Below are 16,787 nucleotides of genomic sequence, written 5' to 3'. Positions count from 1 at the left end.
TCTAGTGTATTTCATTATCTTTGAGAACTAAAGAAATTTATAAATTTAGTTTAACTATTTGAATTTATTTGGTTATTCTAGGTTTATAAAAGTTGGCAAGCATATTGATACTAGATATACCAACTGATTAAGTTAAAACACCAAAGAGGTAAATGTTATGGGAATTTTTTCACGTTTTGCAGACATCGTTAATTCTAATATCAATGCCATCTTAGATAAAGCAGAAGACCCAGAAAAAATGGTTCGCCTGATCATCCAAGAGATGGAAGATACATTAGTAGAAGTTCGCTCTACATCAGCAAAAACACTTGCTGAGAAAAAAGAGCTAGTACGTCGCGTTGACACGTTAAAAGTTCAAGTTGCAGATTGGCAAGAAAAAGCTGAATTAGCACTCAGTAAAGACCGTGATGATTTAGCACGTGCAGCACTGATTGAAAAGCAAAAGTCAGCAGATGCAGTCGCAGCAGTTGAAACTGAGCTTGAACATGTAGAGTCTCACATCGAGAAACTACAGCAAGAAGTAAGCACGTTACAAGAGAAGCTAGCTGATGCAAAAGCGCGTCAAAAAGCAATCATCTTACGCCAACGCTCTGCTGAGTCTCGTCTTGAAGTTAAAAAAGCACTCGACAGCTCAAAAGTCGAAGACGCTTTAAACCGCTTCGAACGTTACGAAAACAAGATCGATGGTCTAGAATCACAAATAGAGTCTTATGATCTTGGTAAAAAATCATTAGCTGACGAAATTGCTGGTCTTCAGCAAGACGAAAAGATTGATGATGAGCTAGCTGAGCTTAAGAAAAAACTAGCAGATAAAAAATAATAAATGGGGGCGTGTCCCCCAATGCTTAAACACATGACGGATTGACAGGAGAGTAGCATGTTTGATGCAGAAGTTTTGATGGCACCCATTATCGTTTTTATGGTGGTTGTTGCCCCACTTTGGTTAATTTTACATTACCGTAGTAAAAAGCAAGTTAGCCAAGGTTTAAGTGAACATGAGCACCGCCAATTGTTAGAGCTTGCACAAAAAGCAGACAAAATGGCAGAGCGTGTTGAAACCTTAGAAGCCTTATTAGACCAAGAGGCTCCACAGTGGAGACGTAAAGTATGAGTACCAAACGCGAATTATTTAGAGACCCTGAGCGTGGCAAAATAGCAGGTGTATGCGCAGGTATCAGCGATTACTTCAACATGGAACTTTGGCTGGTACGTATTTTAGTGGTGACAGCAGTACTATTATCAGGCGGCCCGTTTATTGTTGTTGCTTATATCGCAGCGTGGTTTATTTTAGATAAAAAACCAACTGAAAAAACAGTGAAAAGCGCAGATAGCATTCACCAAGACCCGCTTGAAGTAAAATTTAAAGTATGGCAAAAAGGGGAACCACCTCGCCGTGCATTGCAAGATTTAAAAGATCGTCTTGCTCGAGTTGATGGTCGTTTACAAGAGATGGAACGCTATGTCACATCAACAGAATTTACGGTTAGCCGTGAAATCAACAAACTTTAAAGGATATAAACGCACCTTGTTTGCATCGTGATACCCAGCGCAAATAAGGTGCCAGACACTTTATGAGCCAATCATTTGCAAAGAACACCTTTAATTCGTTAAAAAATAAAGCGGAAAAAGCCCTTCATCGTAGTTTAGACCAACACGTGAAGTTAGCCGTCACGGGGTTAAGTGGCAGTGGCAAAACCGCGTTTATTACAGCCTTAGTTAAACACCTAACAAGTCAAGCTGACGAAAAAAACTTACCTTTTTTTGATGTGATGCGCGAAAAGCGTCATATCGCCACAAAAATAGTGCCGCAGCAAGCACTGACAATACCCACATTTGAATATAACAATGCATTATCGGCGTTGTTACCTGTTGAAGGTGAGCCAACATGGCCTGCCTCTACCGAGCGTATAAATACGCTACGTTTAGCAATTAAGTACCAAAGTAACTCGGGGCTACGTGGTCACTTCGCACCGCAATCAACACTTTATTTAGACATTATTGATTACCCTGGTGAATGGCTACTTGATTTACCAATGCTAGAGCAATCATTTGCTGATTGGTGTGAGTCACAATACTCACTGTTGCAGCAAACAGCCCGTAACGAAAAGGCTAAGCCATTTTTAACAGCCCTTGCTGAACTTGATTTATCAGCCAGTGTTGATGAAAGTAAACTTGCTGATGTTGCTTCGCTCTATCAGCAGCTATTGCTCGGCCTTAAAAAAGACACCAAACTTGCCATGTTACAACCTGGTCGCATGCTGATGCCCGGTGAGCTAAAAGGCGCGCCGTTATTACAGTTTTTCCCGGTTGCGAATGTGCCTGACGATATAACCGAAGGGTCAAATCTAGCGCATCTTAAAAAGCGCTATAAGGCCTATGTAAAAGAGGTTGTAAAACCTTTTTACGAGCAGCATTTTCGTCATTTTGACCGACAAATTGTGCTGGTGGATGTGCTCAGCGCCTTGAATGAAGGCAGCGAAACCTTGCATGAGCAAAGCCGTGTTATTAACCAATTACTTGCGCACTTTAATTATGGTGAAGCAAGCTTCTTTAAACGTTTGTTTAAACCAAATATCGACAAGCTACTGTTTGCGGCCAATAAGTCAGATCATATTAGTGCGCAATATCATAAAGATTTAGCGCTATTGCTTGATTCAATCGTACATGACCAAACGAATCATTTAAAATTCGAAGGCGTGCAAATCGAAACCATGGCAATGTCATCTATCTGCGCAACAGAGCCACGCCAAGTGGCTGAAAAAGGCCAGCAGTTAGCCTGTATTTATGGCAAACCTTTGGGCGAGCAAGAATGGCTAACGTATTTACCGCCGCAGCCACCATCACGCCTTCTAAACAAACAAGAGTGGCCAAAACAAGGCTTTGAGTTCTTATCGTTTTCGCCACTGCCATGCCCTGATAAACGGTTAAAGCATATTCGTTTAGATCATGTCATGCAGTACCTGATAGGAGACAAGCTAACATGAGTGAGCAACCAAAGGAGATGAACTTTCAGGCTGGTCGTCGTATTTCAAGCTCTGCAAGTAATGAGGTTACAGCAGAGGAGTTAACTGTTGCTAAAGTCATAGAAAACGCCGAATTTATCGACACTGAAGAAGATCAGCAAGATAGCATTGAGCTTGAGCCTGTGTATAAAAAGTCGAAATGGCAAACCCTAAAAGGGGTGTTTGTTGTTAGCTTTTTAGTTTTAGTGTTACTTGAGTTTGCGATGTCATTGTTTGTGACGTTTCAGCAATCAATTATTTTAGGCTCGGTGTATTTAACGGCAGTTCTTAGTGGTGTACTACTAATTGCTCGTGTTATTTGGCGCGAGTACCGCATGTTAAGAAGTTTAAAGCGTAATCAATTGCATCGCACCGAGGCCGACCGTTTACTCAATAGCGAGCAAGTAGGTGAAGCACTGCCGTGGCTTGAAAAGCTTAATAAGCATCAGGAGCTTACAGGGTTTGAAGAGTTTAAGCAGCAAATAGCAAGTCACCATACCGATAAAGAAATCATGACCTTATACGCCGATAGTTTATTGGTAAGCCAAGATCAGCAAGCGAAAAAACTGATTAACCGTTTTGCCACTGAGTCTGGCTTATTGGTGGCGCTAAGCCCACTGGCTTTAGTCGATATGATGGCGGTGCTATGGCGTGGCACTAAGCTCATTGAGCAAATTGGCCGTATTTACGGTATTGGTTTTGGTTATGCAAGCCGTATTAAATTGTATCGCTTATTAGTGAAACAGGTGCTGTTTGTTGGTAGTGCAGAGTTAGTCTCAGATTTAGCTGCGACGGCACTAAGCGCTGAATTACTGGGGAAATTGTCGGGCCGTGCAGCGCAAGGGCTAAGTGCAGGTATTTTTACCGCGCGTATAGGCTATAAAGCGATGGAGCTTAGCCGCCCGTTACCTCGTTTAGAGCATAAGCGAAGCTTGTTAAAAGAAACCGCCAATAGTATTGCCCGTAAAATTGCCTCACGCACGGGTGACAAAGAGACCGAAAATACAAAATGACAACTTTTGTGTACAGTTAATAAAAACAGCTGAGTGATATTTAGCCATCTGAGCATCCGGCATGCTTGTGCATTGTGGGTATCTACGTTTTATTTATGAGTATGAAGTACTGATAATAAAAACGAGAACACACAATGACTAAGCATCACTTACATACACAATGTATTCATGGTCCAGAAAAACCAAACGATCCTCACGGCGCACTGAGTGCGCCACTTTACCAAACCTCTACCTTCTCCTTTGCTAATGCCGCCCAAGGTGCAGCCCGATTTGCCGGTGAAGAGCAGGGCTTTATTTATACCCGTTTAGGTAACCCAACAACCCAAGAGCTAGAACAAAAAGTGGCTCAGTTAGAAAACTGTGAAGCAGCGGCTGCAACAGCGACCGGTATGGGAGCCGTGTCTGCGTCTGTGCTAAGCTTTTTACAACAAGGTGACCACCTAGTCGCATCAAGTGCGTTATACGGTTGTACTTTTGCATTTTTTGCTCACATGTTGCCGCGCTTTGGTATCGAAGTTACTTTTGTTGATATGACCAACGAGGCTGAACTTCGCGGCGCGGTTAAAGCCAATTCAAAAATGATTTTTGCAGAAACGCCAATTAATCCGACCATGGCGGTGCTTGATTTAAGTTTAATTGCTGATGTTGCCAAGCAGCATCAATTGATAAGCGTTATCGACAATACCTTCTTAACGCCTCTGCTACAGCAACCGACCTCGTTTGGTATTGATATTGTGGTGCATAGCGCAACTAAATACCTAAATGGCCATGGTGATGTGGTAGCTGGGCTTGTGTGTGGCACAGAGGAGCATATCAACCTAATCAAAATGACGGTGCTAAAAGATATTGGTGCAACGATTAGCCCTCATGATGCATGGTTAATTAATCGCGGTTTAAAAACCCTTGCTGTGCGCATGGAGCGTCACTGTGCGAGTGCCCAAAGAGTTGCTGAATATTTAGAGCAACACCCGCTAGTAAGCCAAGTTTATTATCCAGGACTTAAATCACATCCGGGTCATAAATTTATTGGCTCGCAGATGAAAGCGGCTGGAGGTGTTATTGCCTTTGAAATTAAAGGCAGCCTAGAAGATGGCGAAACATTCATAAATAACACCCAGCTTTGCACTCTGGCGGTCAGTTTAGGGGATGCTGAAACCCTCATTCAACATCCTGCATCGATGACACATTCGCCTTATACACCAGAAGAAAGAGCAGCAGCTGGGATAAGTGATGGTCTAATTCGACTATCAGTTGGTCTAGAGGATGTTAACGACATTATTAACGATCTTAAAACTGCATTTACATTCATTGGTTAGCTTGTAATTTTAAGTTTACGGTTTTGCTTGCCTTAATACCTTTAAAAACGGGGTGTGTAAACTTTTAGATCCTTTGGTGTAATTTAATCTTTACGTTAGGGCTGTTTCTGCAAACCTTAGAAACAGCCAAAACTATTAAAATTTAGCTTACTTTTACATAGTATCGTCTTAACAAGTTAATGAGATTCTGATCAATGCTGATCAAGATTTAACGAAGAAGGTTATTATGGCTAAAGCAAGTAATTACACCTCCAAGCAACCTGATGAAAATGGGGTTATCCATTGGAGCGAAGAAGAAAATAAAATATGGTCTGAGCTAGTTGCTCGCCAACTCGCTTGCATAGAAGGTAAAGCCTGTGATGAATATTTAGCAGGTCTTAAGAAAATTAATTTACCAACAGATCGTATTCCACAACTTAGTGAACTCAACGAAGTGCTACTCGAAACAACGGGCTGGCAAGTCGCGCCTGTTCCAGCACTGATTGATTTTGATGAGTTCTTTCGATTATTAGCAAACAAGCAGTTCCCTGTTGCGACCTTTATTCGCAGTCGTGAAGAGTTTGACTATTTACAAGAGCCAGATATCTTCCACGAGATTTTTGGCCATTGTGCCATGCTTACCAACCCTGCATTTGCTGAGTTTACGCACAAATATGGTCAGTTAGGTTATGCCGCTGAAAAGAAAGATCGTGTTTATTTAGCGCGCCTGTACTGGTTTACTGTAGAGTTTGGTTTAATGCAAACCGAACAGGGTCTGCGAATTTATGGTGGTGGTATTTTATCAAGCCCAGGCGAAACACAATACGTGTACTCAGATAAGCCTGAAATCAATGCGATGAATGTGCTAGATGTATTACGTACACCTTATCGTATTGATATTATGCAGCCTGTGTACTACACCATAAACTCAATCAATGACTTATTTGATATTTCACAAATGGATATCATGTCGCTGGTGAGTAAAGCAAAAGAATTAGGGCTACATGAGCCAAAGTTTCCTCCTAAAGAAAAATTAGCAAGTTAAGGATTTATAATGTCTTCATTAAGCACACAAAAGTGTGAAGCGTGTCGTGCGGATGCGCCTAAAGTATCTGATGCTGAATTAGCAGAATTGATCAAAATGATCCCAGACTGGGTTCCTGAAGTGCGCGACGGCATTATGCAATTAGAGCGTGTTTACAAGTTTAAAAACTTCAAACAAGCACTTGAGTTCACTAATAAAGTGGGCGATATGGCTGAAGAAGAAGGTCACCACCCAGGTCTGTTAACCGAGTGGGGCAAAGTAACCGTTACTTGGTGGAGCCACTCTATCAAAGGGTTACACAAAAATGATTTTATCTGTGCTGCTAAAACAGACGATGTATTCGCTGCACTGTAGATTTTAAGTTCTGCCCAGAACGATAAAAGGCGTAACCTCAGGTTGCGCCTTTTTGCTTTTTTAGAGCCCAAGAATTAACATTAGGCACTTATCTATGCAAGAACACTAGAAAAGTAAAGAATGAAAAACAAAGCGCTTATTCTGCCATTCCTACTCATTTTACTGCCCTTAATTGATAGTTTGTTTATCCCGCAAACATTTGGCATTCAATGGCATAGCCCTAAGCTGATGTATCAAGTAGGCGTGGCGCTGATGATTATAAAGCTCACTATGGTTGCCATTGGGCTTTGGTTATTACTCAAAGCAAAGCGCCTTTATATGGAAGCTAGTAAATCGACCCGTATTCTTAAATTTTCAGTCTTTTTACTCGGCGGCTTACAAGTGGTGATAATGACAGCAATATGCTTTTGGTATTTAGTAGCGGGCACGCAAGCGAAACACTTTATGCTGCAAGACAACATTGCTGTATTTACCGCTGATTATGGCGTATTTGCTCCGGTACATCATGAGTTCTCTTTTATATGCTTTGATGCAAAGGGTTTTTACCACATGCAACCAATAGCCCAGCTACCTTGGCTCGGAACCTTTACCTTTACTAGCCAAGATTCGCGTTTGATCATTCAACATAAAAACCAAAGTGGCGCGAATACTCAAGAAATTTCATTAAAAGGGTTTGGCTGTTTGTAATAAAGTGAAGAGGTGTTGGTATTGATCTTTGAAATAGTCATAACTGCCAGCTCACAACATATTCATTTGCTGGCAGTCTATTACTTACATAGCTAACTAGTTATTGCTTTACCTGAACTTCGACTTCTTGCCCAGTTTGTAGTTGCTCGGCGCCTCGTACTGCCACTTTATCGCCCGCATTTAAAGCGATGTTTGAAGTCGGGGTGACTTCAACCAGTTTATCTTTGCCATTACCGACTTTTACGGGAATTTGCAGGGCTTTGTTGTCGTTGTCGATTTTGACGATATGGGTGCCTTTTTTGCGTAAGATCAGCGCATCGCGATTCACCAGTAGTACATCCCCTTTGCTTTTTAGTGGCACGGCTACATCCACCAGTTGGCCAATTGCCCATGTTTGCTCAGCATCATTTGGTAGTAAGGCACGTACTTCTACGGTTTGTGAACGCGGATCGGTTGATGGGATCACCGCAGTTACGGTGGCTGTTGTCATATCAGGGGCTGATAAGTCCCCGGCTTGAATGGGTAACTCTATGCCTTTGTGTAAAAACTTTAAGTATTTAACAGGCACGTACAAACGCACTTCTAAGTTATTAATATCGAGCAGAGTGACCAGTTCATCTGCGCGATTTATTTCGCGACCAGCGCGTTTAAAACGCTCGCTGATCACGCCATCAAATGGGGCGCGAACGGTTGCACGCGAAAGTTGATCGTCTATTACTTTTAATTCAACCTTCGCCAGTGCAATATCAGATAACGCAAGGTCATGCTTATTTTGCATATCATCGACTTGGCTTGCTGCAGCACTGCTGGCTTTGGCGAGTTTTTGTAAACGAGCGAGCTCTTGTTGATATAAACGTAAGTTTATTTTGGCGCGATTGAGCATTTCTTGCTGGCGTGCTTTTTCAAGTTCAAGCGGTAAGGTATCCATACGAACTAGGGTGTCGCCACTTTTAACCAGAGTGCCTGGCTCTACAACATATAATAAACGGCCGCTAACGCCTGCTGTTAGGGTTACATCATCTTTGCCATACAAAGTGCCGCTAACTTCAATTTCGCTTGTCAGCGGAGCTTGTGTGACGGTTTCTACTGTAACCGGCACGACTGCGAAGGCGTTAAATGCGATAAAGCTGAATAGCGCACAAAAGCGAGCGGTTAATTTACGAAAAGGTGTGTTCATTGTTTTAATACTCATTGATTCGATACCAAGCTTAAAGGCGTTTTTTCTGGTTGCTGTTTGTTATTAGCGGGCGGCAGTTGTCTGCCAAGTTGCAATAAACTTGGCATTAATATCAGGGTGAATAGGGCACTAATGGCCATGCCGCCGACAATCACAGTGGCAAGACCACGGTAAATTTCTGATCCTACCCCCGGCATTAGCATCAGTGGCAGCATGCCAAATAAGCTGGTTAAGGTACTTAAGTAAACGGGTCTTGCGCGCAGTAGTACTGCTTGGCGAACAGCGTCTTCTCGGCTGAGTCCTGCGGCCATCGCAACACGGGTTTGGTCAACCAATAAAATGGCATTATTTACCACCAGACCCAGCAGGATAATAAAGCCAATCATGGTTAGTAAGTCGAGCGATTGAAAGGTAAATAAGTTAAGTACAAATAAAGCCAGTACACCGCCTGCAATTGCCAATGGCATGACCAGTAAAACTAACGCGCTGTCTTTGACTGATTTAAACAATGCGGTCATTAGCAAGAATAAAATAAACAGAGCCAAGATAAAGTTGATTGTCATTTCTTGCATGGCCGAATTCATTTTTTGTGCGTTACCCGCCAAAATCGCGCCAGAGCTGTCGGGCAAGCTTGCGCGAACTTTTGGCATAACTTGCTCTGAGAGAATGGTTTGTGCTTGTTGTAAGCTCATGTCTGCTGGTGGCGTGACAACAATACTCACGGTACGGCGGCCATTAACACGTCTAAGCTGGGTTGGGCCTACGGTGCGTTCAATATTGGCAAGCTCCCCTAAAGTTTGAATACCTGATTGTGGGGTCACAATGGGCAGTGCTTTAAGCTCCTCTGGAGTTTGCCATGGAATACCGCGCAAAATCACGTTCATACGTTCGTTGCCATCAAAGTATTCATTAACAAATAACCCACCTGTATAGGCTTGCACTGCTTGAGATACATCACGACGAGTTAGCCCTGCTTGGGTTATACGACGGTCATTGGGTGTGAGCCTAAGCTCTGGCTCTGCCATATCGAGTCGTGGTTGTGGCCTTGCTGTAGCATTTGGCATTGCTTCTGTAACTGCTTGCAGCGCAACATTAGCACCGGCTATTAGCTCGTCCATATTTGGGCCAGTTAAATCGATATTGATATTGCGACCATCACCGCCATTAGCAACTTGGATCATCGACCCTCTAAAGAAGAATACTTGGGTGTCGGGTAAATCAATGAAGATCTCTTCTCGGGCGACCTTCATTAATTCTTCAACACGTTGTGGATCGGCTGAATAAATAAAGCCGCCAGCATTCGAACCAAATGCATAAAAGTTAAAATCTTTTATCCCCGGCTCTTTTTCACCTGTGTAATAAGGCATTAAGCGCTTTTTAATACGCATCAGCAGCTCTTCTTCCATAAACTGTACATTGCCGCCAGGTGGGGTATTTAAGTTAAAGAAAAAGCCATCGGTTGGTGCTCGCGGCATAAAATCAGTTTTCGGGAGCATGGTCATGGTCGCGACGAGTGAGCCACCTAATAACGACACTATCCACACTATTTGTTTAACGCGGGTATTGGTAAGCGCCATGATGAAGTTAGTCAGCTTATGCCAATATTCACGATAAGGATCCGCTTTTAGCTCTTTGTCTGGCCAAAAGTGGTTAGCCAACGGAATCAGTGTAATTGCGCAAATCATCGAGGCAATTACAGCAATGGATAAGGTGAGCGCTAAGTCAGAGAATAACTGCCCTTCAATACCTGCCATAAATAAAATTGGCAAGAAGATAGCAACGCTGGTGGTGGTTGAGGCAAATAAGGCACCTGTTACTTGAGCAGCGCCTTTTAGCGCTGCTTTTTTACTATCAAAGCCTTCGCTTCTGAGCCTTGCGATATTTTCTTGCACTATGATGGCGGCATCAAGTACTAAGCCAACAGCAAAGGCAAGGCCGGCCAGTGAAATAACATTTAAGCTGCGGTCAAAAATATTCAACGTTAAAAACGCGACTAACAAAGAGACAGGAATTGTCGCTGCAATCACAAACGTGGCCTTTAAGCCCCTAAAGAACAACCACAAGATTAAACACGACAGCAAAACACCTAGACCTAAGTTACTTTTAACCAACGACAAGGCATTACGAATATGCACTGAGGCATCAAAACTTAATTCAATCGATAAGCCATTTTCAGCCAGCGGCCCTTCGTTTAGTTCTTTAATGGCAAGATTAATGTCATCAAGTAGCGCAACGGTGTTGGCTTCGTTAGCGCGCGAAATACGAATGTAATACGCGGGTTTACCATTTCGACCACTCATCCCTAAACGGTCAGAAAAAGTGCGCTCTACACTTGCGATATCGCCAAGGTAAATAGGTCTATCGCCTGAATAGCCAACGCGCATTTGTGCCATGCTCGATAAATCATATTGCCCCGTAAAGCGAACTGTATATTGACGACGGCCAACATTGGCAAGACCACCTGAGGTATCGCGTGAGCTGGCTAATACATTACTGATTTGGTCCAGGCTGACGCCAAGTGCTGCGGCTTTGTGAGGGTCAAAGGTAATACGTAATTCTTTTGGTCGTTCACTGGCTAAGTCAACGCGAGCAACACCAGGAATACGTGCCAAACGGGGCTCAACAAATTCATCAATTTGTTTTTGGAACTGCGCCATGTCTAAATCAAGGCTGTCGCTATTAAAATCTTTTGGTGTGACTAATAAAGTTGCTGCAGCTTCACCATTATTACCGCCAGCGAAAACCACAGGGTCAAATGCATCTAACGGCAGAGGTGGCGCTTGGTTAAGGCTAGTTAATACATCAAGCATCGCCTGTTGCATGTTTTGCCCAACTGCAAAAGTTAACGTGATAGAGCCATTGCCACGGTTAATGTAAGTATTAACCTCTAGCGCACCCGGGGTGTTTTTTACCGCGTTCTCAAGCGGTTCAATGATCACTGATTCAATCTCTTCAGGTGCAGCTTGGCGCCAGCCAGAGAAAATAGTGATCTGCGGTTGCTCAATATCTGGTGTGAGCTGAATTGGCAACTTAAAAATACTTAACATGCCAAACAACATAATCAACACCAAGATGACAATAACACTCGCAGGGTTCTTCAGCGAACTACGTGTCAGGTTCATTGTGTGTGTTCCAAAATCAGTTTGTGTGCATTGTAGTGCGATGTAAAAAAAGTGCCAGTGAGGTAAATGAAATGTATGTCAGGAGTAACGCTGAATAGCCGTTAATTCGCGATAAAATGTGTATTTGAAATAAGATGTAACAATTTAACAGGGAGCTTTAAGGCTTAAGCGCTCAGTTTTAAGTAAAAAAGCGCGAAACTAGTTAGCAGTATCCTTTTGGCGTAGAGTAGTAACGTTTTGCTCAAATAGACGTTTTACTTCTGCACTGTAGTGATTGTGGTTGTTAATGGTGATAAAGGGATTAGTGAAACTAACATCACAGAAAGATGTATAACACTGGATTTTAACTGCAACTCGATCTGGGGTTGCAAGGCCATCTAAGGTTGTTTGCAATGCTTCAAACACATATTCTTTACGAACATGCGATGTTAAAGCAACTTCAAGTTTTTTGACCTCAGCGCGGTGTGAATTCGAATCGGTTACAAACAATTCGTATAGGTAGCTGCGTGATACAAACAGCAAGATTGCCACAAGATAGAATAGACCTGTGTAATAAAATAACTCCGTGTGAGTGAAACTCCGAAAAGACTTAAACATTTTTCTATTATTTTTGTTTGTTTTTTATACTAAAACATATTTGTCAGTATATCTCAACAAACTAACTAAAAATCACTGCATTACAAATAAAAAAGCGCGAAACTAGTTAGTATCGCGCTTCTTAAATTTTTAAACTTACAGCTCAGTTCTGTTATTCATCAATCGAGCGAAGTAGGGCATTAATACCTACTTTTTCGCGAGTTTGCTGGTCAACTTTTTTCACGATGATAGCAGCGTATAGGCTGTGCGAACCATCTTTTGACGGTAAAGAACCTGGAACAACAACTGCACCCGCTGGTACTCGGCCGTAATGAGTTTCGCCTGTTTCACGGTCATAGATGCGCGTGCTTTGGCTGATGTAAACACCCATTGAAATAACCGCACCTTCTTCTACCACAACGCCTTCAACAATCTCAGAGCGTGCACCGATAAAACAGTTATCTTCGATAATCGTTGGGTTTGCTTGCAGTGGCTCAAGTACACCACCAATGCCTACACCGCCCGACAAGTGAACGTTTTTACCAATTTGTGCACATGAGCCAACCGTTGCCCATGTATCAACCATCGTACCTTCATCAACGTAGGCACCAATGTTCACATAAGATGGCATTAGCACCACGTTTTTACCTACAAAGCTGCCTTTGCGCGCAACTGCATTAGGCACAACACGCATACCGCCTTGTTGGAATTGCTCTGGTGTGTAGTCGCTAAATTTAAGTGGTACTTTGTCGTAAAACTGATTAACACCATCGCTCATAGGTTGGTTATCACGAATACGAAAAGACAGTAGCACCGCTTTTTTCAACCATTGATGTACAACCCACTCACCACTGATTTTTTCAGCAACACGGGCAGCGCCGCTATCAAGTAATTCAAGCGCATCGATAATCGCTTGCTTTACTTCACTTGATACCGTGCTTGGGCTGATGCTATCGCGGTTGTCCCAGGCGTTTTCGATCATGGTTTTTAAATCTGACATAAGATCCTCTTATTCGGTTTCTGCGTTGAGTTTTTTACGCAATGCTTGATGAATTTTAGCCTGTTCTTCGTCTGTTAATGCTTGGTATTCGTTATTTGATACCACGAAGAAATCTTCTGCACGTTCACCAACAGTGGTGATCCGCGCGGCATGAATATGTAATAAGTGTGCTTGAAATACTTCCGCAATTTTCGTTAATAGACCCGGAATATCCACCGCTTGGATTTCAATTAAGCTGCGATCTTTACGAGCATGCGGTCTAAGCACAATTTTTGGTTTGATATTAAAGTCTTTAAAGCGCTGTGAGCGGTTCTTTTTGATGCGAATTTTCTTTTTCGGATCGCTAATCGCAAGCTCTAATGCACGCTTAATGCCTTGCGCACGGCTACTTGCAATCGGGTCACCATTAACTTCTAAAATAACAAAGCTAAAAATCACATAGCCATCTTTAGTCGTTAACACCTGGGCATGTTGGATTTGCGCTTTTTTCGAACCAATTACACTCACCAAGCGTGCAAATAAACCCCCTGAGTATGGGCTGTAAGCGAATACTTGCGTCCCCCCGTGCATTGCGGTGTCAGAAACAGTGACGCTTGGTAGGCTTAAATCTTCACAATTTAATAAGTGCTCTGTTTGCCACGAAATTTGTTGCTCACTAAAGGCGGTAAAATAATTCGCTTTAAAGCGGCTCCAAATTAAGTCGATTTGGTCTTCATTGCAGCCGTGATTCAATAAGCGCTGCTTGGCTTGCTGTTTTTTATCACGAATCTGGTCGCGCTGATCCATTGGGTTTTCAAGACCTAAACGCAGTGCTCGCTGGGTATGTAAATACAGCTCACGTAGTAGGGTGTTTTTCCAATCGTTCCATAGATTATCGTTAGTGGCACGAATATCGGCCAAGGTTAAGCAATATAAATAATCTAGCTGGCGCTCATTTTTTACTTTGCTTGCAAAGTCTTTAATTACGTCTGGGTCATTAATATCTTTACGTTGTGCTGTAACCGACATAAGTAAGTGATTAGCCACTAACCATGAAATAAGTTTGCCGTCTGATGACGGGAAACGGTGCAATTTAGCAAACGCAATCGCATCAACCGAGCCTAGTTCAGAGTGGTCGCCGCCACGGCCTTTGGCGATATCATGGAATATACCCGCTAAATAAAGTAACTCAGGTTTATCCATGCGGGTGACGATTTCACTACAAAGCGGAAACTCGCTGACTTTTGACTTATCAAAATATTTATAAATATTGTTGATTAGTTTGTGGGTGTGCTCATCTACGGTATAGGCGTGGAATAAATCAAATTGCATTTGCCCAAAGATATTACGCCACTGCGGTAAATAGGCCGCGATAATGCCGTGCTTGTGCATTAAGGTAAATGCGCGACCCATACCATTTGGGTGTTTAATTAAGCGCAAAAATGCTTCACGGCAAGCGGCGTAATCTTGTAAATCACCGAGTAACCGGCGACGTACTTGACGCATTGTGCGTATCGTACTTGGGTAGATATGGGTAATTTCAGGGTTATCAGCAATATGCTCGAACAACACAAATAGCTGATCTCGGCGGAAAAACACCGACGGGTTTTTTACGCGAATTTGATGGCCAATACGTTCAAAGTTACGGTCAAGCTCAACCACTGGTAACTCACCGGCACCCGGTAAAATACTTTGCTCGAAGTATGAAAGTAGCATTTGGTTGAGTTCACGCACGCGGCTCATAATACGGAATAAGCGCTTCATCATGCGCTCAACTGAGGCTTTACCTTCACTACCAAAGCCAAGAATTTCTGCTGCGTGAGGTTGGTGGTCGAACAGTAAACGGTTTTCAGATCGCCCCGCAGCGATGTGCAGCGCAAAACGAATGTTCCAAAGGTTTTCTAAACATTCAGAAAGCTCTTGGTATTCTTCGTGAGTAAGATAGCCGTGATTTATTAATTCTTGTAATGTTTCGGCTCTAAAGTGCTTTTTAGCTACCCAAATAATGGTCTGTAAATCGCGCAGGCCACCTGGGTTTTCTTTGATGTTTGGTTCAAGATTATAAGCCGTACCATGACATTTTTTATGGCGTAAACTTTGTTCTTGTACTTTTGCCAAAAAGAATTCGTCTGAGCGCCAAATTGGTGTATCAATCAAATGATTTTTGAGTTTTTCAAATTCAATGTGATTACCAAAAATTAATCGGCTTTCGAGCAAGCTGGTGGCAAATGTCACATCTTCGCGTTTTTGTTCTAATGCTTGTTCTATTGTACGAACGCTGTGACCAATTTCTAAATTAAGATCCCAAAGCATGGTGACGAACTGGCCAATTTTCTCGCATACGGCTTCACTGGGCTGTTCACTAACCAGCAGCATAAAGTCGATATCGGAGTAGGGATGTAGTTCGCCACGACCATATCCACCCACAGCGATAAGTGCTAAGTCACTTTCGTGAGCAAGGTCGTAATCATGAAACAGTTTAATTAATAAGCGGTCGATAAACTCAGCACGGGCATTGATTAAGTTGCTAACGGGTTGTTTTGAGAATTCGTTCTGTAGCCATTTATAAAAATAACTAGAACAGTCGCGATAATCGCTAAGTTGCTCAGCTTGGCTGAGCAACTTTTTTACTTTATTGGGTAATGCCACAGGGGCTGGCTCCTAGTGTTCGATGATCCTGTCGATAGTATCATCTGATCGGAGCGTTAAAATTTCAACACCATTTTCAGTCACTAGTAGTGTGTGTTCCCACTGCGCAGACAAAGAACGGTCTTTTGTTACAACTGTCCAGTTGTCTTTTAGTAATTTACACTGACGTTTACCGGCATTGACCATTGGCTCGATTGTTAAGCACATACCAGCTTTCAATACTTCGCCAGTACCTGCTTTTCCATAGTGCATTACTTGTGGCTCTTCGTGGAACTCAGCACCAATACCGTGACCACAGTATTCGCGAACAATTGAATAGTTAAAGCTCTCAGCGTACTTTTGAATTGCAGCACCGATATCACCTAAGCGCACGCCAGGTTTAACCATTTTAATAGCAAGGTATAGGCTTTCTTGCGTGATATCCGCAAGGCGCTTACCTTGAATATTAGGTGTACCTACATGGAACATCTTAGAAGTATCACCGTGATAACCATCTTTGATCACAGTAACGTCAATATTTACGCTATCACCTTCTTTGAGCGGTTTGTCATTCGGAATACCGTGACAAATTACATGGTTCACTGAGGTGCAAATTGATTTTGGGAAACCGTGATAATTAAGCGGTGCTGGAATAGCATCTTGAACATTAACAATATAATCATGACAAATTGTATTTAGTTCATCTGTGGTTACACCTGGCACCACATGCGGTTCTATCATTTCAAGTACCTCGGCGGCTAAGCGCCCGGCAACACGCATTTTTTCGATTTCTTCAGGGGTCTTGATCACAGCACTCATTGAGGCTCCAAAGTTGTTTTTCAGGTCAGTTTTTAGTGCACAAATTTTGCACTAGACGTTGAGTTTTCAATTTTAATATGGTATAAAGCG

At 42.6% G+C, this 16,787-nt stretch carries 15 protein-coding genes; 9 read left to right on the top strand and 6 right to left on the bottom strand.

Annotated features, from left to right (window positions below; genetic code table 11):
* Positions 1 to 157 precede the first annotated feature (157 nt).
* The 9 genes from pspA to L1267_RS02345 all read left to right on the top strand — a co-directional run bounded on the left by pspA (position 158) and on the right by L1267_RS02345 (position 7,396).
* Entirely contained in the window at positions 158 to 820 is a 663-nt protein-coding gene (pspA, locus tag L1267_RS02385) for a phage shock protein PspA (RefSeq protein WP_135923995.1), read from the top strand.
* A 57-nt stretch (positions 821 to 877) separates the two neighbouring features.
* Entirely contained in the window at positions 878 to 1,111 is a 234-nt protein-coding gene (gene pspB / locus L1267_RS02380) for an envelope stress response membrane protein PspB (protein WP_036969793.1), read from the top strand.
* Complete coding sequence (pspC, locus tag L1267_RS02375) at positions 1,108 to 1,509, top strand: envelope stress response membrane protein PspC (protein WP_135923996.1); 402 nt, start codon at positions 1,108 to 1,110, stop codon at positions 1,507 to 1,509. The genes pspB and pspC overlap by 4 nt, the downstream gene beginning before the upstream one ends.
* Positions 1,510 to 1,571: 62 nt before the next feature.
* Positions 1,572 to 2,984: a YcjX family protein gene (locus L1267_RS02370; RefSeq protein WP_138558156.1), complete on the top strand. Its 1,413-nt coding sequence runs from the start codon at positions 1,572 to 1,574 to the stop codon at positions 2,982 to 2,984.
* A complete protein-coding gene (locus tag L1267_RS02365; RefSeq protein WP_235382026.1) occupies positions 2,981 to 4,015 on the top strand; it encodes a YcjF family protein in 1,035 nt (344 codons plus the stop codon). The genes L1267_RS02370 and L1267_RS02365 overlap by 4 nt, the downstream gene beginning before the upstream one ends.
* Positions 4,016 to 4,149: 134 nt before the next feature.
* The gene (gene megL, locus L1267_RS02360; protein WP_235382025.1) at positions 4,150 to 5,331 is read left to right on the top strand and encodes a methionine gamma-lyase; all 1,182 of its coding nucleotides are present in this window, start codon (positions 4,150 to 4,152) and stop codon (positions 5,329 to 5,331) included.
* A gap of 226 nt (positions 5,332 to 5,557) precedes the next feature.
* Positions 5,558 to 6,355: a phenylalanine 4-monooxygenase gene (gene phhA / locus L1267_RS02355; protein WP_054553132.1), complete on the top strand. Its 798-nt coding sequence runs from the start codon at positions 5,558 to 5,560 to the stop codon at positions 6,353 to 6,355.
* A 9-nt stretch (positions 6,356 to 6,364) separates the two neighbouring features.
* A complete protein-coding gene (locus tag L1267_RS02350) occupies positions 6,365 to 6,709 on the top strand; it encodes a 4a-hydroxytetrahydrobiopterin dehydratase (RefSeq protein WP_036969771.1) in 345 nt (114 codons plus the stop codon).
* 120 nt (positions 6,710 to 6,829) lie between these two features.
* Positions 6,830 to 7,396, top strand: a complete 567-nt coding sequence (locus tag L1267_RS02345) for a hypothetical protein (protein ID WP_138558153.1) — start codon at positions 6,830 to 6,832, stop codon at positions 7,394 to 7,396.
* A 100-nt stretch (positions 7,397 to 7,496) separates the two neighbouring features.
* Here the strand turns inward: L1267_RS02345 and L1267_RS02340 are convergent, their stop codons facing one another.
* The 6 genes from L1267_RS02340 to map form a co-directional block, all read right to left on the bottom strand.
* Entirely contained in the window at positions 7,497 to 8,573 is a 1,077-nt protein-coding gene (locus L1267_RS02340; RefSeq protein ID WP_138558169.1) for an efflux RND transporter periplasmic adaptor subunit, read from the bottom strand.
* 11 nt (positions 8,574 to 8,584) lie between these two features.
* Complete coding sequence (locus tag L1267_RS02335) at positions 8,585 to 11,695, bottom strand: efflux RND transporter permease subunit (protein WP_235382023.1); 3,111 nt, start codon at positions 11,693 to 11,695, stop codon at positions 8,585 to 8,587.
* 198 nt (positions 11,696 to 11,893) lie between these two features.
* Positions 11,894 to 12,292: a hypothetical protein gene (locus L1267_RS02330; RefSeq protein WP_171040438.1), complete on the bottom strand. Its 399-nt coding sequence runs from the start codon at positions 12,290 to 12,292 to the stop codon at positions 11,894 to 11,896.
* A gap of 151 nt (positions 12,293 to 12,443) precedes the next feature.
* Positions 12,444 to 13,271, bottom strand: a complete 828-nt coding sequence (dapD, locus tag L1267_RS02325) for a 2,3,4,5-tetrahydropyridine-2,6-dicarboxylate N-succinyltransferase (protein WP_063706839.1) — start codon at positions 13,269 to 13,271, stop codon at positions 12,444 to 12,446.
* Positions 13,272 to 13,280: 9 nt separating this feature from the next.
* Complete coding sequence (gene glnD, locus L1267_RS02320; protein WP_135924003.1) at positions 13,281 to 15,899, bottom strand: [protein-PII] uridylyltransferase; 2,619 nt, start codon at positions 15,897 to 15,899, stop codon at positions 13,281 to 13,283.
* Between the two features lie 12 nt (positions 15,900 to 15,911).
* Positions 15,912 to 16,721: a type I methionyl aminopeptidase gene (map, locus tag L1267_RS02315; protein WP_268833789.1), complete on the bottom strand. Its 810-nt coding sequence runs from the start codon at positions 16,719 to 16,721 to the stop codon at positions 15,912 to 15,914.
* Positions 16,722 to 16,787: the final 66 nt, after the last annotated feature.

This window comes from Pseudoalteromonas sp. OFAV1, assembly GCF_021532595.1.
GTDB lineage: Bacteria > Pseudomonadota > Gammaproteobacteria > Enterobacterales > Alteromonadaceae > Pseudoalteromonas > Pseudoalteromonas lipolytica_C.
The sequence above is the reverse complement of the archived record's forward strand: the minus strand, read 5'-3'. Positions and strand labels throughout refer to the sequence as shown.

Coding starts and splice junctions, on each gene's coding strand:
- L1267_RS02335 (WP_235382023.1), bottom strand. CDS start 11,695: ATGAACCTGACACGTAGTTCGCTGAAGAACCCTGCGAGTGTTATTGTC.
- megL (WP_235382025.1), top strand. CDS start 4,150: ATGACTAAGCATCACTTACATACACAATGTATTCATGGTCCAGAAAAA.
- dapD (WP_063706839.1), bottom strand. CDS start 13,271: ATGTCAGATTTAAAAACCATGATCGAAAACGCCTGGGACAACCGCGAT.
- phhA (WP_054553132.1), top strand. CDS start 5,558: ATGGCTAAAGCAAGTAATTACACCTCCAAGCAACCTGATGAAAATGGG.
- L1267_RS02370 (WP_138558156.1), top strand. CDS start 1,572: ATGAGCCAATCATTTGCAAAGAACACCTTTAATTCGTTAAAAAATAAA.
- L1267_RS02330 (WP_171040438.1), bottom strand. CDS start 12,292: ATGTTTAAGTCTTTTCGGAGTTTCACTCACACGGAGTTATTTTATTAC.
- pspC (WP_135923996.1), top strand. CDS start 1,108: ATGAGTACCAAACGCGAATTATTTAGAGACCCTGAGCGTGGCAAAATA.
- L1267_RS02340 (WP_138558169.1), bottom strand. CDS start 8,573: ATGAACACACCTTTTCGTAAATTAACCGCTCGCTTTTGTGCGCTATTC.
- L1267_RS02345 (WP_138558153.1), top strand. CDS start 6,830: ATGAAAAACAAAGCGCTTATTCTGCCATTCCTACTCATTTTACTGCCC.
- pspB (WP_036969793.1), top strand. CDS start 878: ATGTTTGATGCAGAAGTTTTGATGGCACCCATTATCGTTTTTATGGTG.
- pspA (WP_135923995.1), top strand. CDS start 158: ATGGGAATTTTTTCACGTTTTGCAGACATCGTTAATTCTAATATCAAT.
- L1267_RS02365 (WP_235382026.1), top strand. CDS start 2,981: ATGAGTGAGCAACCAAAGGAGATGAACTTTCAGGCTGGTCGTCGTATT.
- L1267_RS02350 (WP_036969771.1), top strand. CDS start 6,365: ATGTCTTCATTAAGCACACAAAAGTGTGAAGCGTGTCGTGCGGATGCG.